At 64.5% G+C, this 24439-nt stretch carries 17 protein-coding genes; 6 read left to right on the top strand and 11 right to left on the bottom strand.

Features of this window, described 5'->3' with window-relative positions; translation table 11 throughout:
- Positions 1 to 73: 73 nt before the first annotated feature.
- Together DKM43_RS02610 and DKM43_RS02615 are read right to left on the bottom strand one after the other, a co-directional pair.
- A complete protein-coding gene (locus tag DKM43_RS02610) occupies positions 74 to 877 on the bottom strand; it encodes a metallophosphoesterase family protein (protein ID WP_109796889.1) in 804 nt (267 codons plus the stop codon).
- 91 nt (positions 878 to 968) lie between these two features.
- On the bottom strand, positions 969 to 1727 hold the full coding sequence (locus DKM43_RS02615; RefSeq protein WP_109796890.1) for an SIMPL domain-containing protein: 759 nt from the start codon (positions 1725 to 1727) through the stop codon (positions 969 to 971).
- A 90-nt stretch (positions 1728 to 1817) separates the two neighbouring features.
- Here DKM43_RS02615 and DKM43_RS02620 point away from each other — a divergent pair, with 90 nt between their 5' ends.
- The gene (locus DKM43_RS02620; protein WP_109796891.1) at positions 1818 to 2255 is read left to right on the top strand and encodes a VOC family protein; all 438 of its coding nucleotides are present in this window, start codon (positions 1818 to 1820) and stop codon (positions 2253 to 2255) included.
- A gap of 435 nt (positions 2256 to 2690) precedes the next feature.
- Positions 2691 to 5414, top strand: coding sequence for a TonB-dependent receptor (locus DKM43_RS02625; RefSeq protein ID WP_201739753.1), 2724 nt, complete (start codon positions 2691 to 2693; stop codon positions 5412 to 5414).
- Between the two features lie 87 nt (positions 5415 to 5501).
- Here the strand turns inward: DKM43_RS02625 and mtgA are convergent, their stop codons facing one another.
- Both mtgA and DKM43_RS02635 read right to left on the bottom strand, forming a co-directional pair.
- On the bottom strand, positions 5502 to 6224 hold the full coding sequence (mtgA, locus tag DKM43_RS02630) for a monofunctional biosynthetic peptidoglycan transglycosylase (protein ID WP_109796892.1): 723 nt from the start codon (positions 6222 to 6224) through the stop codon (positions 5502 to 5504).
- Between the two features lie 53 nt (positions 6225 to 6277).
- Positions 6278 to 6985 (bottom strand): Crp/Fnr family transcriptional regulator, encoded by a 708-nt coding sequence (locus DKM43_RS02635; RefSeq protein WP_109796893.1) that lies wholly within the window; start codon positions 6983 to 6985, stop codon positions 6278 to 6280.
- Between the two features lie 208 nt (positions 6986 to 7193).
- Here DKM43_RS02635 and DKM43_RS02640 point away from each other — a divergent pair, with 208 nt between their 5' ends.
- The 4 genes from DKM43_RS02640 (at position 7194) to DKM43_RS02655 (ending at position 15371) form a co-directional block, all read left to right on the top strand.
- Positions 7194 to 7589, top strand: coding sequence for a hypothetical protein (locus DKM43_RS02640; RefSeq protein WP_109796894.1), 396 nt, complete (start codon positions 7194 to 7196; stop codon positions 7587 to 7589).
- A 263-nt stretch (positions 7590 to 7852) separates the two neighbouring features.
- Entirely contained in the window at positions 7853 to 10921 is a 3069-nt protein-coding gene (locus DKM43_RS02645; protein ID WP_145960458.1) for an adenylate/guanylate cyclase domain-containing protein, read from the top strand.
- Complete coding sequence (locus DKM43_RS02650; protein WP_109796896.1) at positions 10918 to 12285, top strand: cytochrome P450 family protein; 1368 nt, start codon at positions 10918 to 10920, stop codon at positions 12283 to 12285. Before DKM43_RS02645 ends, DKM43_RS02650 begins: the two co-directional genes overlap by 4 nt.
- Before the next feature lie 14 nt (positions 12286 to 12299).
- A complete protein-coding gene (locus DKM43_RS02655) occupies positions 12300 to 15371 on the top strand; it encodes a Dyp-type peroxidase (RefSeq protein ID WP_109796897.1) in 3072 nt (1023 codons plus the stop codon).
- Here DKM43_RS02655 and DKM43_RS02660 read toward each other — a convergent pair.
- From DKM43_RS02660 to tssF, 7 genes are read right to left on the bottom strand one after another with little or no spacing between them, the layout of a single operon-like run.
- Positions 15368 to 16801, bottom strand: coding sequence for a class I SAM-dependent methyltransferase (locus DKM43_RS02660; protein WP_161554020.1), 1434 nt, complete (start codon positions 16799 to 16801; stop codon positions 15368 to 15370). The genes DKM43_RS02655 and DKM43_RS02660 overlap by 4 nt on opposite strands.
- A 15-nt stretch (positions 16802 to 16816) precedes the next feature.
- Complete coding sequence (locus tag DKM43_RS02665) at positions 16817 to 17299, bottom strand: hypothetical protein (RefSeq protein ID WP_145960459.1); 483 nt, start codon at positions 17297 to 17299, stop codon at positions 16817 to 16819.
- Complete coding sequence (locus tag DKM43_RS02670) at positions 17296 to 17949, bottom strand: hypothetical protein (RefSeq protein WP_109796900.1); 654 nt, start codon at positions 17947 to 17949, stop codon at positions 17296 to 17298. Before DKM43_RS02670 ends, DKM43_RS02665 begins: the two co-directional genes overlap by 4 nt.
- Before the next feature lie 7 nt (positions 17950 to 17956).
- Positions 17957 to 18805 carry a hypothetical protein gene (locus tag DKM43_RS02675; RefSeq protein WP_145960460.1) on the bottom strand — a complete coding sequence of 283 codons (849 nt, stop codon included), beginning with the start codon at positions 18803 to 18805 and terminating at the stop codon, positions 17957 to 17959.
- 49 nt (positions 18806 to 18854) lie between these two features.
- A complete protein-coding gene (tssH, locus tag DKM43_RS02680; protein WP_109796902.1) occupies positions 18855 to 21503 on the bottom strand; it encodes a type VI secretion system ATPase TssH in 2649 nt (882 codons plus the stop codon).
- Positions 21500 to 22609: a type VI secretion system baseplate subunit TssG gene (tssG, locus tag DKM43_RS02685; RefSeq protein ID WP_109796903.1), complete on the bottom strand. Its 1110-nt coding sequence runs from the start codon at positions 22607 to 22609 to the stop codon at positions 21500 to 21502. Before tssG ends, tssH begins: the two co-directional genes overlap by 4 nt.
- A complete protein-coding gene (gene tssF, locus DKM43_RS02690; protein ID WP_109796904.1) occupies positions 22573 to 24435 on the bottom strand; it encodes a type VI secretion system baseplate subunit TssF in 1863 nt (620 codons plus the stop codon). Before tssF ends, tssG begins: the two co-directional genes overlap by 37 nt.
- Between the last annotated feature and the right edge of the window lie 4 nt (positions 24436 to 24439).

Here is a 24439-nt window from a genome sequence, read left to right on the forward strand (position 1 = left end):
ATTGCCGGCAATAAGTGGAATGAAGTGGCAATAGTGCAACAGCGAGCAAAAATTGCTGCACAAGCGAAAACGGTCAGGGCGCCTCGTCAGCCTCGGCCGCGATGAACGCCGAGAGGAACCATCGTTCGCTCCCTTCCATGCCCAGCGCCGTCAACTTGCCCGAAGCGAAGGCGCCGGTATCGATGCCGATGCGGCCGGGCAGAACAACCGGATCGGGAACGATCGTGTGGCCATGCACGATGACATGCCCGTGGGGGCCGGGATGATCGAGAAACTCGCGCCGGATCCAGCGCAGATCGGAAAGGCTCTGCGCATCGAGCGCAACGCCCGGTCTTACCCCGGCATGGACGAAGGCATAGTCACCAATGACGATACGATCCTCCAGAGATTGAAGAAATTCAACATGTTCGGCGGGAACCAGCGCCGCCATGCGCTGCTGGAGTTCTTCGATCGTGGAGCGGCGATAGTCTTCGGGCTGAAGGCCATAGCTGAACAGCGTTTCGCGGCCGCCATGGCGCAGGAAGTGGCGCAGAGTCTCCTCGCTGGAGAGGCTGCCCAGCATCATTTCCTCGTGATTGCCGGCCAGCACGCGCACGCTTCCGCCTGCCACAAGTTCCATCGCACGGCTCACCACACCGCGGCTGTCCGGGCCGCGATCGACCAGATCGCCCAGCAGGATCAGCGTGGTTTCGGCGCTGGGACGGGCGGCGTCATCCGCCTTGATGCGCTGCAACAATTGCTCGAACAGGTCGAGCCGCCCGTGAATGTCGCCAATGGCATAGACGCGCTGGCCCGCAGGCACGCTTGCCACAGGTTCGGGCGGGGTTTGCGGCCCCGGATCGGGCGCGGTGAAAAGGGAACGCAACTTGCTGAACATGACGCCTCGTTAGCGCGCGATATGGGCCGCGCCTGTGCGCGATGCAACAGGCGCGGCTTCCGCGGCGCTGCGAATGGCCGGTCAGGCCCGCTCAGCGCAGGTAGAAATCGATCGTGGTGACAACGCGGACCTTCTTGTAGGGCGTATCGGACACACCCCAGCCGCCGCCGTCGCCATCGCGGGCGGTGATCTCGAAATAGCCCTGGCTCGCAGTCTTGATGCCATCGACCGATGCGCCGCTGTCGCGCGCGAACTGTTCGGCGGCGGCGCGCGCGTCCTTGGTGGCGGCGGCCACCATTTCGGGCTTGATCGCGTTCAGCTTGGTAAAGGTGAAGGCCATGCCCGACCCTTCCTCAAGCATGACCCCGCGCCGCACCAGATCGAACTGACGCTTGACCGCCTTCTGGGCGCGGTCGATGTCGGTGGTGCGCAGCGTCATGCGCTGGCGCACGGTAAAGCTGACCACGCCATCGTTGGTAAAGCTTTGCACGTTGACCCCGGTGGGCTGGAGCGCGTCGGCAGGAAAGCCCAATTCATCGAAGAAGGCACGGATTGCCTGACTGTCGCGGTCAACGCTGGCCTGGGCGCTGGCCAGATCGGGCGCGGTGGCCGAATAGGCCAGCGTCCACGTGGCAAGATCGGCCGTCACCTCGCGTTCGGCAAGCCCGCGCACCGTGACGGAACGGTCAGCCACCTTGGCGCGGCGAAAGCCGTCACCGACAAACCAGCCACCGACGATCAGCCCGAACGCCAGGATCACCACCGGCGCCAGCGAAGTTGCGCCCCGCGGAAGAAAGCGGGCGAGACCGGCTTGGGTCTGAGCCGGAGTTTGACTATCTTCGCTTTGCATCTTGATCTCCCTGTGGCGCGGAATTGCCCCTGATTGAGGCGGGTTGTGCTATTTTGTCGATGAACCGTTTTTGAACATGAAGGCCAGCGCGTGACCAAGTTTCTCCATAGCATGATCCGGGTGACAGACCCGGATGCAACAATCGCCTTTTTCGAACTGATCGGCCTGAAGGAAGTCCGCCGCTTCTCAAGCGAGCAGGGCCGTTTCACGCTGATTTTCCTTGCCGCGCCCGGCGAGGAAGGCGTGGCCGAGGTGGAACTCACCTACAACTGGCCGCCTGATGATGGTTCTGCGAGCGAAACCTATACCGGTGGGCGCAACTTCGGGCACCTCGCCTACCGGGTCGACAACATCTACGAGACCTGCCAGCGGATCATGGATGCCGGGCACATCATCCATCGCCCGCCGCGCGACGGGCACATGGCCTTCGTGAAAACCCCCGATGGCATATCGATCGAACTGTTGCAGGACGGGCACCTGCCGCCGCAGGAACCGTGGGCGAGCATGGCCAATACCGGCACCTGGTAATTTTCGCGGCAAGAGGCGCAACGCAGAGACGGCGTCCGGAGCAATCCGGGCGCCGTTTTCGTTTCGGCCCGGCAGCGAAAAAGGATGTTGCGGCTGCGTAAAAGGGCGTTGACTCCATATTGCGCTGCATCATTATCAATCCCGGACGGGCGTCATGGAATGGCCGAAGGGCCGCGCTCATCGTAGGGGTAATGCCGATCACCTGAAATCTGCCGTTTTGCAGCGGCAGGCCGGAGTCCTTGCTGTCTTCCGGCCGGGGGAGAGCCTTGCCTGCGCGCCACGTCCACGCGCCACCGGCCGCGCCATGCAAGGGCTGGAATGCCGCGTCGCAGCATAAAAGGATGCGCCAAGGGAACGGCGCCGAACGGAAGACGGGAACGGATGTCAGGGGAGGGCGGGAACGCCACGCAGCACATACCAAGGGGGTAGCACGCAATGAAAAAGCAGATCAGGGTCAGGCCGCGCATCATGAGGGCGCTTGGCGCCACCACCATTCTTTCCACCATGGCCCTTCCCATGAGCGTGCTGGCCGCCGAAGCGGCCGCCCCGGCCGAACCGCAGGCTGCCGCGCCCGCTGCCGAACCGCAGCAGGAAACGAGCGAAGGCGGTTTCGGCGATATCGTGGTGACGGCCACGCGCACGGCCACCTCCATCCAGCGCGTGCCGATCTCGATGCAGGCGCTGAGCGCCGACACGCTGGCCCAGCGGCAGGTCAAGGGTCTGACCGACTTTGCCACGCTGCTGCCTTCGGTCACGTTCGCGGGCATCGGTCCGGGCCGCAACACACCCTTCTTCCGCGGCATCGTGCCGGCAGGCGGCGCGCGCGAATCCGTGGGCTATTATATCGACGACATTCCGATCACCGGCACGGCCCTGCCCGATATCCACGCCTATGACCTTGAGCGCATCGAAGCGCTTTCGGGGCCGCAGGGCACACTTTATGGCGCAGGCTCGCTGGCAGGCACGATCCGCTTCATCTCGAACAAGCCCAAGCTCGACAAGTTCGAGTTCGGCTGGGACGTGGAAGTGAACAAGTATGGCCCCGGCGCCTTCGGCGGGCAGTATCAGTCGTTCATCAACACCCCCGTCAGCGATACGCTGGCCGTGCGCGCCATGGGATACTTCCGCAAGGACGGCGGCTTCATCGACAACACGCCCAACAACGGCAAGTTCAACGATGGCCGATCGTCAACCCTGACGCTGGGCGACAACAACCCGAACACCAACTACACGCTCGACAACTCGGCCATTGCCAAGGACAACTACAATGGCATCGAGGAATATGGCGGGCGCCTGCAGGTGCTGTGGTCTCCGGCAGATGGCTGGGACATCCTGCCCCAGATCACCGCGCAGAAGCAGATCGTCGACGGCTATTTCGGGTTCGACCCGCGCGTGGGCGACTTGCAGGTGCATGACTATGACATCACCCGCCAGGACGACAAATGGTATCAGGCGGCGCTGAGCATTCACGGCCACATCGGTGACTGGGATCTGGTTTCTGCCACCGGCTACTACCGCCGCGAAGTGAACCTGCTCAACGACTATACCTATTACACCGTAACCTATGACGGGTTCGGCCCCGGTTACGAGAACTATCTCCAGTTCTTCGACCGCAACGGCTGCACCGGATCGGGCGCGACGCTGAAGTGCAACACCCTCATCAATCCGCAGCAGTATTACCGCGGCCTGCGCAAGGAAAAGAAGTTCACGCAGGAAGTGCGTCTGACCACGCCTAAATCATGGCCCTTCAACGTCACCATCGGCGGCTTCTATCACGAGCAGAAGAACGAGGTGAACAACAACTACTCCACGCGCGGGCTCGACAAGATCGTCGGCTATACCCGCGCCGGGGGCGGTGACAGCAATCCGGCCGGCTTCGGCATTCCCGTGGCGCAGGGCGGCACCATGATCCTCGGCAGCCCTGCCGTGAAGGGCGATGCCTTCTACATGACCGAACAGGACCAGCGCTGGAAGGACTACGCCATCTTCGGCGAAGGCCATTACGACATCACGCCCGACCTGAAGCTGACCGCAGGCATCCGCTATTTCTGGACCGAGTTCAGTGTCGTGGGCTTTGCCGGGGTGGCCGCATCGGCGCGCAATACCGTAACCTCGCTCTATGTGCCGACAGGCACATTCGGCTGCCCGATCCCGCTTCCGGCGGAGCGTCTGCAATGCCTCAACACCAACCTTGCCGCGCCCGATCAGGTTGGCCGTTACAAGGAACAGGGCGAAACGCACAAGATTGCGCTCAATTGGCAGATCGATCCGACCAAGATGGTCTATGCCAACTATTCCACCGGCTTCCGCCCCGGCGGTTTCAACCGGCCCTTGCGCATCCGCAACGTGGGCATCGCCACGGTTCCGCCGTTCCAGTCGGAAGAGCTGACGAACTTCGAGCTGGGTCTGAAGAGCACATGGAACAACATGTTCCGCTTCAACGCCGCGATCTATTACGAGAAGTGGGACAATATCCAGTATAGCGTCGTGATCGAAGGCACGCAGGGCGCCGGGATGACCGGCAACGCGGGCAAGGCACGCGTATATGGCATCGAATACGATGCGGACCTGAAGCTGGGCAAGTTCACCATTTCGACCAACGGCGCCTACAACAACGCCGCGCTTTCGGGCAATTTCTGCAACTTCCGCTTCAATGCGGCCGATCTTTCGATCAGCCAGTTGCAGACCTGCACCCCCGGCGCGACCTTCGGCAACCCGCCAGTGGCCGAAGTGGCGGCCCGTTCGGGCACGCGCCTGCCGCGCCAGCCGCAGTTCAAGGGCACAACATCGATCCGCTACGATACCTCGATGGGCGACGCCGACGTCTATTTCCAGGGCGCGGCGCTCTATCAGACCAATGCGACGCAGAACCTCAACGTGTTCAACAACAACCTGCTGACCTGCGACACAGTCGCCGAAGCCCAGGCCGAAACCGCCGCGAACCGCACCTGCACCACGCCCGGCTTCGTCAGCTTCGACTTCTCGGCAGGGATCAGGAAGAACAACTGGACGCTCGACCTGTTCCTCCAGAACGCCTTCGACAAGCGCGGCGAGCTGACGCGCAACACCTTCTGCTCGATCACTTTCTGCCGCGGTTCGGCGCGCACTTTCCCGATCAAGCCGCAGTTCTTCGGCATCCGCTGGGGTCAGAAATACTGATCGATCAAGACCGATCCCTGTGTGGTCAGACCCTGCCCCCACGGTTTGCCGTGGGGGCTTTTTTGTGGCCCGGCGCCTGGACGATGTTCAGCGATAGACGCAGGAATCGAGTGCTTCGTTCTTCACCACCTTGACGCGGCGGGCGATGGCATTGCCATGGCGGCGGGTGAAACCGCCCGCGCCGTTGACTTCGCGCTTCTTGGGCAGAGGCAGGACCGCGGCTATGCGGGCGGCCTCCACCGGGGTGAGGCTGCGCGCGCTCTTCCCGTAATAGCGCTGCGCGCCTGCTTCCACCCCATAGGTGCCGATGCCGGTTTCGGCGACGTTGAGATAGACTTCCATGATCCGCCGCTTGCCCCAGATCGTCTCGATCAGAACAGTATACCAGGCTTCAAGACCTTTCCGGAAATAGCCCCCGCCCTGCCACAGGAAAACGTTCTTGGCGGTCTGCTGGCTGATGGTGGAGCCGCCCCTGATCCGCCCCCCGCGCTGGTTGCGGCGGAAGGCATCCATCATGGCCTCGTGATCGAATCCGTTGTGCAGGCAGAACTTGCCGTCCTCGCCCGAAATGACGGCATCCACCATGTCGCGGTCAACCTCTTGAAGTGGCACCCATTTCTTCGTGACGGGGAAAGGGTCCATCAGCATGGTCAGCGTAACCGGCACCGGAACGAACTTGAAGATCACCACCTGTGCCACCGAGAAGAACAGGAAGGCGGCAATGATCCGCACCAGAACCCAGCCAAAGCGGCGCGTGGGGCGTGCACTCGCCAGATCAGGGGTGCGCGGGTTTTTCAGCTCTTCGATCATGGCCGGAACGCTATCCGCGCAGGGGCCGGTCTGGCAATTGCCTTCGCGCGCGTTCAGGCCGTCTGGGAATAGCGGTGCAGCCGATCGGCCAGCCGCACCACCGACGGCACCACGATGCGCCGCCCTTCGCGCACGAGCAGCCCTTCGCGCAGCAGCAGGGCAAACTCGCGCGTCACCGTCTCGCGGTTGGTGCCGATCCGCGCGGCCAGTTCGGCCTGGGTGGGAATGCGGGCAATCACCGCCGCGCCATCGGGCCCGGCCTGTCCGGCAAGGCGCAAAAGCTCTGCCTGAAGGCGCGGACCGACCCCCATGGTTGACAGTTCATAGATGCGGTTGGTGAGATAGCGGACCTGATAGGCCAGAAAGCGCGTGAGCCACAGCGCCAGCACCGGCTCCTGTTCAATCAGCGCGATGAAGGCATTGCCGGGAACCACCAGCAGCGTGCTGTTTTCGGCCGCAACGACATCGGCAGAACGCGGCTCCCCGTCGATGGCGGCCAGTTCGCCGAACATTTCGCCCGGCATGATGGCGCGAAGCACCGTTTCGCGGCCCTGCGCCGAGACAAGCGAGACGTTGAGGCAGCCTTCGATGACAACATAGACATCGTTGGCTGACAGACCCACCGCCACCATGACCTGGCCCTTGCGCACGCGGAGCTGGCGCCCGTGCCGCGCCAGAATCGCATATGCCTCGTCCGGCACTTTCAGGTTCGAACCGGGCACGAATCCATCCATTCCCGCAGCTTTACCGGCACTGTGCATGATGGATTGTGCCTTTTATCACAAGCACCCGGTGCGCTGGGCAACGCACGAGCGAAGGATCACGCGTCCATAAGAGGACATGGTCCAACCTGTCCCGTCCGTTTCTTCAGGCACAGCCTCTTCCGACAGCCCTCCCCTTCAGGCTTCGTCGCGCATTTCGCCGACGGCCGCGTGTTATACGCTGTGGAAGACCGGACCCGGCGCATTGATGCTCGACCTGCGGCGCGCGGGCGAGGCGCTGTTGCGGCCGTCGGTCTCGATTGTCACCGCAGCAGGCGCCATCAGCATCCCGCGCGAAGACGAGGGCGACATTGCCCGCTTCACGCTGTCGGACGAGGATGTGGCGCGCCTGCTTTCCCCGCGCGACGGCCTGCGCCCGCCCTGCATCATGCTGCAATGCGATGCCTTCCTCGCCCTCACATCCAGCAGGCGACGCTGGGGATGGGCGGTCCGCCTTTCGCGCGGCGGGGTTCCGCTTAACGGGCATCTGCTGGACGGACGGCCGATCCCGCTGGCGCGCGATGGTTTTACCCGCCCCAACCTGCGCCACATCCCGGCGGGCACCGCAATGGCGCACGGCCATGCGATCATCGGGCTGGCCTGACCCTTTGGACAGGTCCGGCAGGGTCGATCAGGCCATTCCTGCGCGTAAACGCACGCTGCCACGGCTGAAAGCGCCCTTGCGGTTAATGCAATCGTTTCACACGGGCACGCCGCCATCGCAAGATTTTCGTTGCGAACCTTATCCAAAGTTGAATAGCTACATCGGGCAAGCAGTCCTGTGCGGGCTTCAGGCTGTCTTGCGCGGGGGCGCAGCAACGCATCGTGCGTTTGTCAGGATTCAACACCGAAAGCGAAAAACCGGAGATGCTGCCGGACCCGGTTCAACCGCTGCCCGCAGCGGGTGCAGCGCCGGGCGACCTCGATTCCATCCGTTTCGTGACCATCCTGTTTGCCGACATCGTCGGATCGACCCGACTGATCGCCTCGCTCGAACCCGACGATGCGCGCGACCTGCTCGATGCGTCGATCCTGCTGATCCAGCAGGCCATCCATGAACTGGGCGGGCTGGTGGTGCGCGTGCAAGGCGACGGGGTGATGGCGGTGTTCGGCGTGCAGCCCGCAGCCGAAGACCACGCGCTGCGCGGCGCGCTGGCAGGGCTGCGCATCAACGAACTGATGAAAAGCGGGATCATGGGCATTCTTCCCGCCCCGCAGGTGCGGGTGGGCGTTCATTCCGGACCGGTGCTGCTTCGCCAGCAAGACAACGATTTCGGCCGCATCCTCGATGTGGTTGGCCATGCCGCACACGTTGCAGGCCAGACCGAGAAGATCGCGAAGCCGGGCGGGGTGGCGATAAGTGCCACCGCGCTTTCCCTGATCGCGGAACCCTGTGCGGTGGAACCGGCCGGGACCGTGGCATCCGGCGCGGATGAACGTGGCGAGGCGGTTTTCGCGCTGGCTGCGATCAACCTTGACGGGAGCGACAGTCTGCCGGTCAAGGGCAATGCGACCGTTCCGCTGATCGGCCGCACGGCGGAACTTGCCATGGTCCATGCCGAAGTGCGCAGACTGGCCTTGCGGGAACCCGATGCGACCGAAGCGCACGATTGCCGCGCGCTGGGCATCATAGGCGAGGCAGGGATCGGCAAGAGCAGGCTGCTTCTGGAGGCGGCGCGGCTGGGGGCAGGTCTTGGCGTGACCTTCGTGGCGGTGCGGGGCAGCGCGCTGATGGCCGCCGTGCCCTTCGGGTGCTTGGGGGCACCGCTGCGGCTGCTGATCGATCTGCTGCGCCCCTTTGCACCCGATCCGGCAGCGGCAGCCCAGATGTCGGATCAGGAAAGCGCCTGCCTCGACGGCCTTCTGGGCAAGACCGACGCTTGGCTGGCGCACCTGACACCGGACGATCGCAACCATATCGCCACGCAGACCGTGCTGCGTCTGGCAAGGCTGGCAGCACGGCACATCCGCGTGCTGCTGCTGGTGGACGATGTCCAGTATATCGACAGCGAGAGCATGTCAGCGCTGGCCGCCATCTGCCACGATCTTGCCAGCCCGGCAGAACAAGGCCCCATGCCCGGCCTTGCGCTGATTCTTGCCGGTCGCCCCGAAGCGATGCCGAAACTGCAAGCCATGTGCCGCACGGTCATCACGCTTGGCCCTCTTTCACCGCCATCGGCGCGGACGCTGGTTTCGCTCATCAACCGGCTTGCCCCGCTCGACGACGGCACGATGGAACGCATCATTGAGCGTGCCGAAGGTTTGCCGCTGGCATTGCACGAGTTTGCCATGACCGCGCAGGACAGCGGCCTTTCGGCGCACGAACGAACGCTCGACCCGGTCAATGACCAGCTTCCGGTCCGGCTGGACGCATTGCTTGCGGCGCGGCTTGCCGCGCTCGATGTGGATTCCAACCGGCTGTGCCAGTTTTGCGCCGCGCTTGGCCCGGTCTTTGCCTTGCAGCGTCTGGAAAAGGGGGCCGCGCTCGTCTGCCGCAACCCCGCGGGTGCAATTGCTCGTCTGATAGAGGCACGCGTGATCGAGTTTGCCGGAACCGGGCAGGCACGCTTCACCCACCAGCTTGTGCAGGAGGCGGCCTATCGCGCCATGGCGCGCAAGCGGCGCCGGGCCATGCACGCACGCGTTCTTGAGATGCTGCAAGCGGGCATGGCCGACGCGCAGGACGCGCTTGCCCCCACCCACGCCGAACTTGCCACCCATGCCGAAAAGGCCGGACTGTTCGAACAGGCGCTTGGCCACTTGTGGAATGCCTGCACGCAGGCGCTTGGCCTTGCCGCGATCGAGGCGGTGCAGGAGCTGCACGACCGCGCGCGGAGCATTGCCGAACTCCTGCCCCCCGAAGCCGCCCCAGCCGCGCGCGCCCGCTTCGGCCTGCTTGTGTTCGACACGCTGCAACAGCTTTCGCTGGAACAATCCCTGCGCGCGGAAATGCTGGCTCTCGCCGAAGGGGCGATCGATCTGGGGCCGGGCGCGCGCACGGTGGCCCGGATCAACATGGCCCTGATCGAATGGATCGACGGCGCACCCACGCGCGGCAGCCGCTGGCTGGCGCAGGCCGAAGCCGATCTTGACGCGCACGAAAGCCTGCCCCGGCGCACTTATGCCGATCTGGTGGGAGCCTATCTCGCCTACTCGCTGGGCCAGACCCGCGAGGCCGTGGACAGGATCGAGCGACTGGGCAACCGGCTGGACGACGGGTTGCGCGGCGCGACTTTCGGCGCGGTAGTGGTCATCCCGCATGTTCTGGCCCGTGCCTTCGGCGCGTGGTATCTGACCGATCTCGGCGAGACATCCAAGGCAAGGAGCTGGATCGCAGAGGCGCTCAACCTGTCCCGGCGCTATCGCCACGCCTATTCGCGGCTGCTGGCCGATCTGGCGCGGGGCTATCTGCATTACCGCGCGGGCCGGTTGTGCAAGGCCCTGCCGATCCTGCGGGCGGCCTATGCCGACTGCCTGCGCCACCGCTTTCACGGGTTCGAACCGGCCAGCGCAAGCTGGCTGGCGCTGTGCCTGATCGATCTGGGCCTGCTCGACGAAGCGCAGACGATTGTCGAGGAAACGGTCGCGCGAGGCCATTTCCTGAAAGTGCGCACATCGGCCACCTATTACCTGCATGAGGCGCGTTGCCGCCTTGCGTTGGCACAGGGCGATGCGGCGTCGGCCGAGGCGCTGGCCGGCGTGGCGCTGGATCATGCCCGCGCCTGCGAGGACGTGGTTCATGAACTTCATGCTCTCGTCCTGTGCGCCGAAGTCCGGGCGAAGACGGGACGGACCGTGGCCGCCGCCGGAATGACCGATCCCGCCATGCTGGCCACGCGTGCGCGCCAGCTTGGTCTGGCCGGACTGGCTGTGGCCGTGGAGCGCCTGGGCCTCGGCGTGGCCGCCGTGCCTGTGGAGGGCACTGGCAAGCGATGAGCGCGGAGGCGGAACTCGCCCGGATCGGGCAGGCGCTGCTCGAACCGGGAGCGCCCGCGCTGCTGCGCTGCCCGGCGCTGGAAAAGCCCGCCTATCCCGGACGTGTCTTCGTGGCGGCCCGGCACGATGTGGCGAGCGCAATCCTGTGCGATACGGCACGGTTCTCGCTGCGCCATTACGATGATCTGCTTGAACAGGTTCTGCCCGGCACGCGCTATCTCGTGGGGGAAAACGACGCGAAGCGGCAGGTGCGGCTGCGCCTGCTCCATGCGGCGCAGGGCTGGCTGGATGCGCAGCGCGGCGCAAATGCCGGTGATGTGCCCCCCAACCTTGCTCCGGCCTTCCGCAACTGGATCGGCGCCATGGCACGCGAGGAAGCAGAGCGCGTGCTTGATCGGCTGACGCGGCGGGCACATGGCGCAGCGCCGATCAACTTCGTGCGCGAATATGCCTTCCTGATCGCATGGCGCATCGCCCGGAGGATCATCGGCGTGCCCGCGCCGCACCGTGTGCCGCTGCCGGTGCGGCTGGTGGCGGCCTTGCGCAACATTTCCCGACCGGGCCCATGGCTTCGTCTGCAAGGCGAACAGGGCGCATCGCTGACCATGCTGCTCATGCTTCAGCCGCTGTTCGGCCATGTCTTTGGAACGGTGACGACAAGCCCCGGATGGATGCAATGGCTTTCCCGGCAGATGGCGCAGCCTTCGCTCGCCGCGATCGACCGGGCGTTTGATCTGCCCGGCGTGGCCCCGGCGCACAGCCTTCTGGCCGCGCTGGCCGCGGTGGAACCACAATTTGCCGAGGTGGCCGATTACCGCCTGCAGGCGCGCAGTCTGATCTTCGAGCTGACCGGCGCGATGGTGCTGATCGTGGGCAAATCCCTGGCGGAAATCGCCGGGTTTGCCGCATCGGCACAAGGGGCCGAAGCGGGGCTGGACTGGATCACACTGGTCACACACCTGAGCGCGCGCGATCATGGATGGGCGCGGCGCGATGCAGCCGTGAACGAGGCGCTGCGGCTGGTGGGCGGCAGCCGCCTGATGCGCACCGTGCGCCATGACGGCACGTGGCGCGCAATCAGCCTTGCCGCGCAGGACCGGGTAGTGGTGCTGACCGATGCGGCATCGCGCGATCCGGCCGCCTTTGCCGATCCGGGGCGTTTCGCCCCCGATCCGGCGCGGCCCTACATCACCTCCGGCCCGCTGGAAGGCCCGCATGTGTGCTATGGCCGGGGCATGGCGTGGACCATCATGGCAGAGGCCATCGCCGCCACCGCCGGGCGCATCGTTCCGGCCCCCGATGCAAGGCTGACAAACTTTGCCGGGCTGCCCGACGACCTGCCCTTTACCGCCCTTTACCAGTAGCGACGGACATTGCCGTGAGCCTTGTGCAGGACTTCATCACCATCGCAATCCCGTTTGGCGAGGCTTGCGAAACCTTTGATCCGGCCGATGTCGACCGCAAGATCGGCGAACTGGGCAATCCTGCGCATCCGGAAATCGCCGCACGGCTGCGCGCGGCGGGCATGGTCCATTTCCTCTCGATCCATGCCATCGCCCCCGATCCGGCAGGCGGCAAGGCACATCTCCTGATCGAGGCGACAGTGGACGGCAAGGCGGATGCGGCCCTGCCCCGGCTGGTCGATGCCATCGGCGCAGACCTGCTGCCAGTGCTGGCGCTGACCAGCGGCATCACATCAGCCGAGGAAGTGCTGCCCCTTCTGACAAGGCACAGCCACCGCATCAGCCCATCACCGCTGCGCTGGTTCGGCCATCTTTCCGGCCTGCCCTTCAACGGCCTTCCGGGATTGAGCGTGCGCGCAATTGCGCGCAACCGCGCCATCGCGGAAAAGGCGCGCGCCATCATCGAGGCAGAGCGTGGCGCATCATCGGCCCTTAGCCCGCAGCAACTGTTCCGCCGCGTGGCCGACCGGCTGGAGGCAGACCTTGCGCCCATGCGCGGAGGCAGACCGGAACCGCTTTCCTTCTGCGACCGCGCGCAGGCGCCCTGGCTGGACTTTGCCCGCAGCGGCTGGAACGCGGTGTGGATCCTGCGCGGACTGGCCGCGGCCACGGGGTTCCTGTTCCCGCTGGTCATCATGCCGTGGCTGGTCATCACCGCAGGCCTGCTGATTGCAGGCAAGGGCATTGGCGCTGCCGCATCGGGCGCGATTGTGCCCGGCCTTGTGCTGAGCGCGGCCCTGATCGCGCTCCTGCTCTGGCTGCTGCGACGCGATGAAATGGCGAACCGGCCAGTGGACCGCACTCCGTCGGCGGCAAGCCTTGCCGCGATGATGGCGCGCGAGAATGCGCCGGGTGTGGTGCAGAACCACATGATCAGCGTGACCCGCCTGCGCCCGGCATGGATCCGCAGGCTGAGCATGCCTGCCGCCTTCACCGTGGTGGCAGTCATGGCGCGCATCGGTGCGATGCGTCCGGGTTTTCTTGCCTCTATCGGCACGATCCATGCGGCGCGCTGGATCGTGCTGCCGGGAACGCGGCAACTGGTGTTCTGCAGCAACTACGACGGAAGCTGGGAAAGCTACCTAGAAGACTTCATCACCAAGGCCGCCAAGGGCACGACCGGGATGTGGAGCAATACCGAAGGCGCTCCGGCGGCGCGGATGCTGTTCTGGCAAGGAGCCGAGGATGGCGACCGGATGAAGCGCTATGCCCGCCGGTCGATGCAGCCGACGCCCTTCTGGTTTTCGTCCCATCCCGATCTTTCCTGCACGGCGATGCGCAAACACGCGCTGATCGCCAGCGGACTGGTCTGGCGCGAACGGGTGGAGCAGTGCCCCAGCGCCGCCGAGGCCTGGCTGGACCTGTTCGGAACGGTGCCGCGCCCCGATTACGGCCTGCAATACGAGGAAATCCAGACGCTGATGTTCGGCGGGTTGCGCCGCCATCCGCACAGCAAGGTCATTGCCCTGAACTTCGGCACGTCGGGCGCGCAGGACGCCGCGTCAGCCGGTGAACGCGCCCGGCGCTGGCTGGCAGGACTGATCCGCGAGGACATGATCGGCTTTGGCGACAGACCGGCCGAGGATCTGGTCTGCAACATCGCCTTTTCGGCGGCAGGGCTGCGCCTTCTGGGGCTGGAACGGGAACTGGCGCTGGAGGGAGAGGGGACCGCACAGGGGTTTGCCCCCGCCTTTGCGCTTGGCATGGCGCATCCCAGCCGCCAGCGCGCGCTGGGCGATCCCGCAAGCCTCGACTGGAATGACGATCAAACCCACGCCGTGCTGCTGCTCTACGCCCGCGACGAAGCAACCGCAGCGCGCTTTGCGCAGATCGTGGCAAGGGCCGAGGCTGAAGACCTGAAGGTCGTCACCAGCATTGCCACCGGGATCACGATGTTCGACCTCGATGCCTTCCGCAAGGCATGGGATGCCAGCGACGAGGAACTGTCCGCCCCCGGCGAAGCGCACGCCTTCGTTCATGCCAGGCCGGATACGACCGATGCCTTTGCGACCGAACCCTTCGGCTTTGTCGATGGCGTGTCGCAACCCCTGGTGCGCGGGTTTCCGGGCGGGCATGGCGGCCCCGATCCGGTGCATGGCGTGGAGCCGGGCGAGTTCATCCTCGGCTATGCCGACAACCGCGGCTATTTTCCGCCATCACCGCTGATCGAGCGCGCAATGCCGGGGCACGAATGCCTGCCCGCGCCGCCCGACAGCCAGCCCGGACCGCTTCCCGATTTTGGCCGGACGCGCATCCGCCCGCGCGACTTCGGCCGCAACGGCAGCTATCTGGTGATCCGCCAGCTTGAACAGGACGTCGAGGGCTTCCGCGCCCAGCTTGACCGCATGGCCGAGGAAGTCTGCCGCCAGCGCGATGTCAGCAATCCGCACCACGCAAACCTGCACCGCACGCGCGAATGGATCGCGGCCAAGCTGCTGGGCCGCTGGCGCGATGGATCGGCGCTGGTCGATCACCCGTTCAGCCCGGCCTTCCGCAGCGGCGCGGATGCTGCACGGCGCAACGGCTTTCTGTTCCGCGAGACCGACCCGCAAGGGCTGCGCTGCCCCTTCGGATCGCACATCCGCCGCAGCCTGCCGCGCGACAGCCTTGGCCAGACCGACCCGGACGAGCTTTCGGTCATCAACCGCCACCGCCTGCTGCGGCGCGGACGCCCCTATCTGGCCAAAGATGGCAAAACGGCGCAGGGCACGCTGTTCATGTGCTTCAACGCCGATCTTGAGCGCCAGTTCGAGTTCGTCCAGCAGACCTGGCTTGCCTCACCGGTGTTCCACGGGCTTGAGGCCGAGCCTGATCCCTTTGCCCTGCACCACGGCGGACACGAAGCGCAGCAGAGATTCACCATCCACGGCCGCAATGCGCCGCTCACCCTGTGCCCGGTGCAGCGCTACGTGACCTTGCGCGGCGGAGGCTACTATTTCCTGCCCGGCCGGCAGGCGCTCGGCTTTCTGGCGGGAAGCGCGCTCTAGACCTTCATCAATGCCTTGGTGCAGCAGGCGGTCAGCGCGGCCAGCGTATCCTCTGGCGGAATGCCAGTGCCCAGCGCGGCGATCTCGGCAATGGTGCGCTGTCCGTCGGCTGCCCTGAGGAGCGCGCGAAGTTCTGCCTGTTCGATCTTCAGGACACCGTGATCGAGCGTGCAGAGCATCGCCTCGCCCAGTTCGAGCATCCCGCGCACCAGCGGGCTGCATTGCGGCCGCTCAGCAGGGCTGGGCGGAAAGGGTGCAGGCGCGGTGAAAAGGCTGACATACCATTCGATATAAAGTTGCAGCAGCACCCGCAAATGCTCTGGATCGGTGCTGATACTGGCAACCGGCACCCGCTGGGGATAGACCGCCGCCGCCCTCTCGATCGCATCTGCCAGCGCCTCATCCTTGATGACCATGCTGTCGGCGCCATGCACGAACGAGCCATCCTCCTGCCGTGCCATCCGGGTTGACATCCACAGGTTGGCGATGCGGGTGGCATCGATCGTCCGGTCGATCATGCGGCCGTGCTGCCGCTTCACGAAAAGGCTCTGCCGGAAGTAGCGCAGCGAGGCATAGTCATCGCGAGACGCGGCAAGAAGAACGGCCGCTTCCGGATCATCGGGCACAGACGCGCCATCGGGCAGGAACCCGTCAAGCTGGCGGTTGCGACCGGCATCAGTCAGGAACGCAAGGCCGCAGGCATGACCGGCGGCAGCAACATCAAGCAGCCGCTGCGGATGGAAGCAGGGGCCAAGCTCGTCATGAAACAGCACCGCATCGGGGCGTTGCAGCATGTTCTCGGCCTGCTGGCGAAGCGCGGTGGCAAGTGGCTCGTCGCCATCCTGCGGGCGGGCATAGCTTTCGAGAAAATCGCGCACGGCGGCAATGCGTTCTTCCGGGTCGTCGATCTCGCCGATGGCATCGAGCAGCATTTCGCGCATGATCTGGCGCACATGGCCGCCGGGCATGGCGTTGTAGCTGATGAAGGCCACGCCCCGGTCGGACAGGACATGCGCGGCCAGCCTCATCGTGGCCTCGCGCACGTGCGGCGGCACCCAGGCATAGACGCCGTGCGCAATCACATAGTCGAACGAGCCTGCCGGGTAGCGGTGATGCGCCTCGCAGATGTCTTCAACCGCCAGCGTGACGTTGCCAAGCCCAGCCGCCTCGGCAATCTCTTGTCCGCGTGCAATGGCATTGGTGGAAAGATCGAAGCCATGGGCATCACAACCCGGCCACATGGCCGCCATCGACATGAGATTGACGCAGGTGCCCCCGCCGATCTCAAGAATGCGCGCCTCGCAAGGCGGCACCGGATCAAGCCCGGCCAGCCGCGCGAGCACGGCCAGCCGTTCAGGGTGCGTCTGCGCAAAAACCGTGGTGGGATAGGCAACGCGATCGTAGGGAGTGGGGTTCGCGAGGGTCGTCAAGTGCAGTGTCCTTGCTCAATCACGCACGTAGGTGAACGTCTGGCAGCGATGGAGATCGAAATCGGCATCCGGCCCCGGCCCGGTCGCAACATCGTGAACCGAAATGCGCAGAACTTTCGGTTCGGCGAGGATAAAGGAAACCGCTCGCACTGGCACCGCACCGCACAGGCCATCCTTCCCCCAGACCGGCTTTGCCCCATCGGCCGGATCGACACGGGCGAGCAGCGGCGATGCCGGCACGATCCGAAGGCCGAGGCCCTTGGCGAAATCGAGGCGATCAGGCTTCACGGCAAGCGCACCCAGAACCTTGAAGGCTTGCGTATCATAAGGCTGCCACTGGCCCAGAAGCGCGGGATCGATGGCGGGCGGAGCCGGGTTCGTCGCGGTCGTGGGGGAATGGCTTTCGGTTGATGCGGGGGAGTGATCAGCAGGCTGTTTTCCAGTGTTGCAGGCGGAAAGGATCAGCGCCGCCAGCATCGCTGTTGCGAGCAGTCTCACCTGTGCTCCCTGCCCTTCGCCTTCATGAGGGGTCTGCCGGGCTGGTTGCGCGCCTCGCTTTCGGCAATCCGCGCGGCGGACAGAAACAGATCCTTCACGTCCTTGTTGCGTTCGGGCGACAGATCCGGGCGATTTGATTCCAGCGCGGCTGTCTTCCAGTCAGGCCCCTTGGGGTTGTTTACCGCACGGGTGAACTTGGGGAACTTCTTGGTGATCCCGCCACCGCCAAGATTGTAAACCATGTCCATCATGGCCACCTGCGCATCTTCCGGGAAGGTATCGAAACCGGGATAGGCAATGCGCAGTTCGGCAATGAAGCCGTCAAGCTTGAGCAGGCGCAGCCGGTCGGCCTCAGATTCCATGATGAACAGCTTGGCATCCTTGCGATAGGATTGCGCGCTGTAGTTGCGGTCCGTTCCGGCCGGGCTGATCTTGCGCAGCCGCTCCCATTCCGCGCGCTTTTCCTCAGGCTTTGCCGGCTGCTTGTTCGGATGGCGCAAATCAATGGCCGTGGCAGACGCAGCATCGGGAAGCATGGTACCATAGCCGATGGTGACGCGGCTCTTGGAATCGAGATACATGAAGTTCACCAGACCTTCGCCCTTGGCGAGGAGCGCTATGGCGCGGGCCTTGGCGTTGGCGATGGACATGGCCGGATCAGGCGGTTCTTTCCCGCCGCTGCATCTCGGTCAGCAGGCGGTCCATTTCGATGCCGATCTTCAGGAAGGTCTGCTCGGCATTGGCAATCTTGGTTTCCATCTGGCGCATCAACTGGCGCATCTCGTTCGATCCGTCGCGGACTGTGCTGGCGGTCTGGAACAAGGCTACGCTGTCCTCGGCAAAACCGACGAGCATGTTCACGCCGGGAACATAGCTGGTCAGTCCTTTCGATTTCAGCGCTTCGACCGTGGCCTTCTTGATGACGGAGAGCGACGTCTTGATCGCCCCGGATTCAAGGCGCGTCCCGCTCTTGCCAAGCTGTGCGTAGAGCTCCTTGACCGCGGCCTGATAGGCGCTCGTGGCGGCCTTGGCTTGGAAAGCATTGATCATGAGGTTGAGCGGCAGCATGGCGGCATTCGCAAATACGGCGATGTTGCCCCAGAATCGTGCCTGCTGCATGTCTGTTTCCAGTGCCTTGCGCGCTTCGCGCATTGCCGCCACACCTGCGCTTGCCGCCATCTGTTTCTGCGCCAGCCGCTGGAACGTGGCAGACAGGTTCTGCGGCTGCTGAGGCGGCAATGGCGGTGCCGTCTTGGCTTGCACCATCTCGAACAGGCTGGCCATTTCCTCGCCGCTCAAGGTTATGAATGCAGGTGGCGAACGCCCCGGAAGTTCAAGCCTCGCCCTTGGCGGGTTCATCGACACATCGACCACCTTCATGGCCGTGCCTGCCATGATGCCACCGCCAATGGCGGGATTGGTGGCGGCATATTTCCAGTTCTGCGCTCTCGCAGGGGTAAGCATGAAGCGGGTTGTGACCATCGCACCGGGCTTCAGAAGGTTCATCTGCATTCGCATGTCAATCTCCCGGACGATGCACGCACGTGCATGGCCTTTACCCGAACCGATACCCGAACCCGTCCCCATCAACGGTGACATCGATCACCTTGATCTCGTCGCCGTTCCTCTGCCGGTTGAGGAGCTCGATCGAAAGATCGGGCAGCATGGTGTTGGTCAGGATCGCATCGATCAGGCGGCCACCACTGGCCACTTCGTTGCAGCGCGAGACAATGAGGTCGACCACGTCCTGCCCATAGCTGAAGGCGATGCCGTGGCTGTCGGCGATGCGCTTGACGATGCGATCAAGCTGGATGCGGACGATCCCTTGCAGCATCGTGGGGCTGAGCGGATAGTAGGGCAGGACGATCAGGCGGCCCAGCAGCGCAGGCGGGAAGACCTTGAGCAGTTCGGGACGCAGCGCGGTTGCCAGTGCCTCGGCATCGGGCTTCATCTCCTCATCCTCGCTCATCGTGGTGATGAGGTCTGTGCCGACATTGCTGGTCAGCAGGATCAGTGTGTTCTTGAAGTCGATGTAGCGGCCTTCGGCATCGTTCATGAAGCCCTTGTCGAAGACCTGGAAGAACATCTCGTGGACATCGGGGTGGGCCTTTTCCACTTCGTCGAGCAGCACCACCGAATAAGGGCGCCTGCGCACCGCTTCGGTGAGAACACCGCCCTGCCCGTAACCGACGTAGCCTGCCGGCGCGCCTTTCAGCGTCGAGACGGTATGGGCCTCCTGAAACTCGCTCATGTTGATGACGATGAGGCTGTCATCGCCGGAAAACAGCAGTTCGGACAGGACCATGGCCGTTTCGGTCTTGCCGACGCCCGATGGGCCGCACAGCATGAACACGCCCACCGGCTTGTTCGGATTGTCGAGCTTGGCGCGGCTGGTCTGGATGCGCTTGGCGATGGAATCCATTGCATGGTCCTGCCCGATCACCCGCTTTTTCAGCTGATCGGCAATGGTCAGCACGCTTTCAATCTCGTTCTTGACCATGCGGCCCATCGGGATACCCGTCCAGTCGCCCACAACGGCAGCGATTGCATCCTGATCGACCACCCCGAACACCATCGGCTCGTCGCCATGCGCCTCGGCCATGGCGGCAAGGGCAGTCTTGAGTGCCTCTTTAAGGGATTCCTCACCCTCGACTGGCCCTTCGCCTGCGGCCTTGCGCGCTTCGGTGAGCGCATCGCGCGCAACCACCACGTCGGCAAGCGCCTGCTTCTCGCGTTCCCACTTGGCATTCACCTCGTCGAGCGCCGTTCTGGCCTCGGCGATGGCCTCGTCCAGCCTGGGCAGGCGTTCCCCGCTGGTATATTGCCCGCCTGCCTCGCGCAGCGCGATCTCGCGCTCCACTTCGAGCAGCTCCAGCCGCCGCTTGCGGTCCTCGACCTGCGCCGGAGTTGCATGCTGCGACACAGCCACGCGCGCGCAGGCGGTATCGAGCAGGCTGACCGCCTTGTCCGGCAACTGCCGCGCCGGGACATAACGCTGCGAAAGCTTGACCGCCGCCTCGACCGCTTCGTCGAGCACGACGACATTATGGTGCTTTTCCATCATCGGCGCGACCGAGCGGATCATGGCCACCGCCTTGTCGGTTTCCGGTTCGGCCACGTCCACCGTCTGGAAGCGGCGAGTGAGAGCCGGGTCTTTCTCGAAATACTGGCGGTATTCGGCATAGGTGGTGGCCGCAATCGTGCGCAGGTTGCCGCGGGCCAATGCAGGCTTGAGCAGATTTGCGGCATCGCCCGTGCCCGCCTGCCCGCCCGCACCGATAAGGGTGTGCGCCTCGTCGATGAAAAGGATGATCGGGGTGGGGCTGGCCTCAACCTCGTCGATCACCTGGCGCAGGCGCTTCTCGAACTCGCCCTTCATGCTGGCCCCAGCCTGCATAAGGCCGATATCGAGGCTACGCAGGGTGACACCCTGAAGCGCTGGCGGCACATCACCATCGACGATGCGCTTGGCAAAGCCTTCGACCACGGCGGTCTTGCCTACGCCCGCTTCGCCGACAAGGATCGGATTGTTCTGGCGGCGACGCAGCAGGATATCGACGCACTGACGAATCTCGCTGTCGCGCCCCACGATACGGTCGATCTTGCCATCACGCGCGGCTTGCGTGAGATCGACCGAGAACTTGGCCAGCGCCTCGCCATCGCCAACCGGACCGGAACCAGCCTCGCCGCCTGCCCCGCCACCGGCCAGATCGGCACCCTGCGTCGTTTCATGGCTTGGGGCGCAAACCGCCTCGAACTCGCTTGCCAGACGCTCTACCTGAACCTTCCGGAACTCTGCGCTGATCGAAAACAGGGCGTTGCGTAGCGTTGCGGTCTTGAGCATCCCGTAAAGCAGATGCCCCGTGCGCACCCGTCCCGCCCCGAACTGGAGCGAGGCATAGAGCCAGCCCTTCTCGATCGCTTCCTCGATCTGGGGCGAGAAATCGGAAATCGAGGTTGCCCCGCGCGGCAGGGCATCGAGCGCGGCCACGACCTGCCGGGCAAGGCTTTCGTCATCAAGACCAAAGGCGCTGCGGATCGCGGCGATATCGTTCTGGGGGTCCTGCAAAAGGACGTGGATCCAGTGGACCAGCTCGACATAGGGGTTGCCGCGCATCTTGCAGAAACCGGTGGCTGTTTCGATCCCCTTGAGCGCGGTCTGGTTGAGGCGCCCGAACAGGGCGCTGCGGCTGATCTCGGTCATCCTGCCGGTTTCCTTCTTCTGAGACTGGTCTTGCGTAAATGGGCATCGGCCCTGATCGGCCCGGTAACGGCGGCCTGATCGGCTGCTTGCGCGCCGGTGGCAGAACCGGGCCTGCGGCGGCGCCGGGCAATGGCGGCCAGCGCGGAACCTCTTGGCTTGATCCAGCCCGACCAGCCCAGCCGGGTCTTGCCATCCAGCCGCGCCGGAGGTGCATGTTCGTCGGCCAGTTCGACGCACAGATCCCACTCAAGATGCGTCGGCTTGAAAGCCTCGATTGCCTCGGCAGCGACGGCAAATCGCGTCCCGCCGGGCATGAGCGAGAGATAATCCGCGTGGCTGTTGGCCCGCACGATGACGCGGAACGCATCCGACGCACTGTAGATGCGGCTTCCCAGCACGGCATCCTGCCCCAGCGTGGCATAGCTGCGACCGAGCCGGGTGCAATCCTCACGCTCCATTTCCCGCCAGCGCGGCATGAACTCCACCACTGTGGCGGGCTGGCGCAGGAGGTGCCCCAGCGCATCCTCGATCACCACCGCGCTGCGCGGCCCGGCAAAGACCGAAGCGTAGTGCAGCCGTGCGCGCGCATGGAAGCTGCTGTCCTCGCGCGCGCCCTCGCTTGCGCCCGAAAGTGCGCCAAGCCATGCGGCAAAGCGATCATCGCCCGGCCGGTCAGCCTGTGCGGCAGGCTGCGATTCCGCCCAGGCACGATAGAAAAGTTGCAGCATCCGCCCGGAAATGGTGTTCAGCCAGTCCAGGAAAGGCTGCTTGGCCGCATAACGGCGTTCATAGACCGCAAACTCGGTGAGATGGATCGGCATCGGCCCCATCGGCCCCAGAAGGCCGAGCCACTCGCCATAAAGGCGTGGCCTGCCGTGATGGAACTCGATCCGGGAAAGTGTCTGAGCGGCAAAACCGAGCGAAGGCTCCTGCGCCAAATCGACAATGGAATGCGCAGGTTGCCGTGCTTCACCAATGCGCGGCTTTGCCGCTGCCGCAGCCTCCGCCCGGCGCAGCACGGCAAACAGCCCGCTGCGCTTCAGATCGACCGCAAGGGCCGACCAGTCGATCAGATCGTGTGCTTGCGTCCGATCCGGGGCGGCCATGACATTATCGTTCCTTCGCCCGGCGTGCGGACGATCGTTTCTGTGAAGCTGTTGACGGACGTGAACTCTGCCAGAAACCGCTCGACCACGGCAGAAAACAGGAACAGGCGCGCGTTGTCGAACGACGCATCATCAAGCGTGAGCGTAACGCGGCTGCCGCGCGCAACGGCCATGGCCCCGCGCCCCGGCACGCGCCGCACCACCGGGCGCGAACTGACCGAAATGATTCCGTCGATCTGCCGCCGCAGCGCGGCATTGTCGCGCGGTCCGTAAAGCGCAAGGTGATCGCGCAGCATGGCCGGATCGTTCCCGTCTTCGGGAACGAGCGAGGCGTAGTTGGGGGTAAGATGCGCGATGATCCGCCAGGCGGCATCATCAAGCCCCAGTGGCGGGCGCGGTTTGCTAGGACTGCGCAGCACGCTGACCGCGCGGACCGGACCGCCGGGTGGAATGAAATGTTCGGTTCCCCGGAATGCCAGCTTCGCAGCCAGTTCGCGATTGGTGACAAGCGCACGAACCGCCAGCTCCTTGATGTCGGCGATGCGTTCGGGATTGCCCGCAGCGGTCAGGGATATCCAGGTTTCGGTGCCAGTATAGTCGTCGCGGCGAAGGCGGCGTTGCTCGCGCGTGGACAGACGGCGCAGCTTGAGCCGGGGCACAAAGAAGAGCGCATCGCGCCAGTCATAAAGCAGGGCGCCCAGCGCATAGAGCGGTGCGACCGGCCGCGGATCGGTTGCCTCGCGCATGTGCGCGGAAACATCGAGAATGCGCCAGACCTCGAAATCGACAGGCCGGGTGCGATCCGGCATCAGCAGGAACTCATGCTCGGCCTGATCGACCTGAACCCGGCCAAGCTGCTTCTCGAAGAGATTGATCGCAGGCGTTGCAAAAAGCCGGAAATTGGCCGGCGAAACCGCTCCGGCCAAGGCAGGTGCATTGCGACTGAACAGGAGCACGACATCGACCGCGCCGCCCGCTGCATTGGCAAAGGCCCGGTCCAGCCCCCGCAGCACGGCAAACAGAAAGCGCTCCGGACAGGCGAAATATTCCGTCAGCAGGCGATAGCCGCGAAAGGAGCGTTCCTCCGGCGGCAGCAAAGCCTCGTCTTGGTCAAAACCGGCCTGGACCGGCACGGACAATTGCACCGGAACCGCCGATGCCGATGATGCCGGCTTGGCGAGCACCGCCACCGTCTCGCCGATGATCTGGCGATAAAGCTCGCCGGGAATGGTTTCTGAACCATCAAGGTAAAGCGGCAGATCGGCAATGGCGAGGTTTTCGAGCGGGATCGCGCCAACCCCCTCGAAGCGCAGGCGCAGTCCCGCTTCGGCGCGTGCTCCGGCACTTGCGGCAAAACTGGCGACCGCCGTGCGCGAGCCCAGATACTCGGCCTCGACGATGCGCAACGGGTAGAGCCGGACCGCGTGACCCGTGCGGAAAGTGACTGGGCTGGCTCCGGGCTCATCACTTGTCGCCACAAGTTCGGTCTGGCGCGGCACTTCATAGCCCTCGGCCAGAAGCGGATCACCTTCCTTCGGCTCGAAACCCGCGATGCAGATGGAGGGAACGGGCGCAAGATAGTGCGGCTGAACGGCGGAAAGCAGATGCTGGGTAAACTCAGGATACTGATCCGACAGCTTGAGCTGGACCCTTGCCGAAAGGTAGGCCACCCCTTCAAGCAGCCGCTCAACGTAAGGATCCGGATCGTTAGGGGTTTTCAGTCCCAGCCGCGCGGCGACAGTCTCGTGCTCCTCCCCGAACTCGCGCGCAGATTCGCGCAGATAGGTCAGCTCCTCGTTGTAGAAGCGCAGGAGACGCGGGTCCATTTCC

Origin of the sequence: Novosphingobium meiothermophilum (genome assembly GCF_003171715.1) — a bacterium.
GTDB lineage: Bacteria > Pseudomonadota > Alphaproteobacteria > Sphingomonadales > Sphingomonadaceae > Novosphingobium > Novosphingobium meiothermophilum.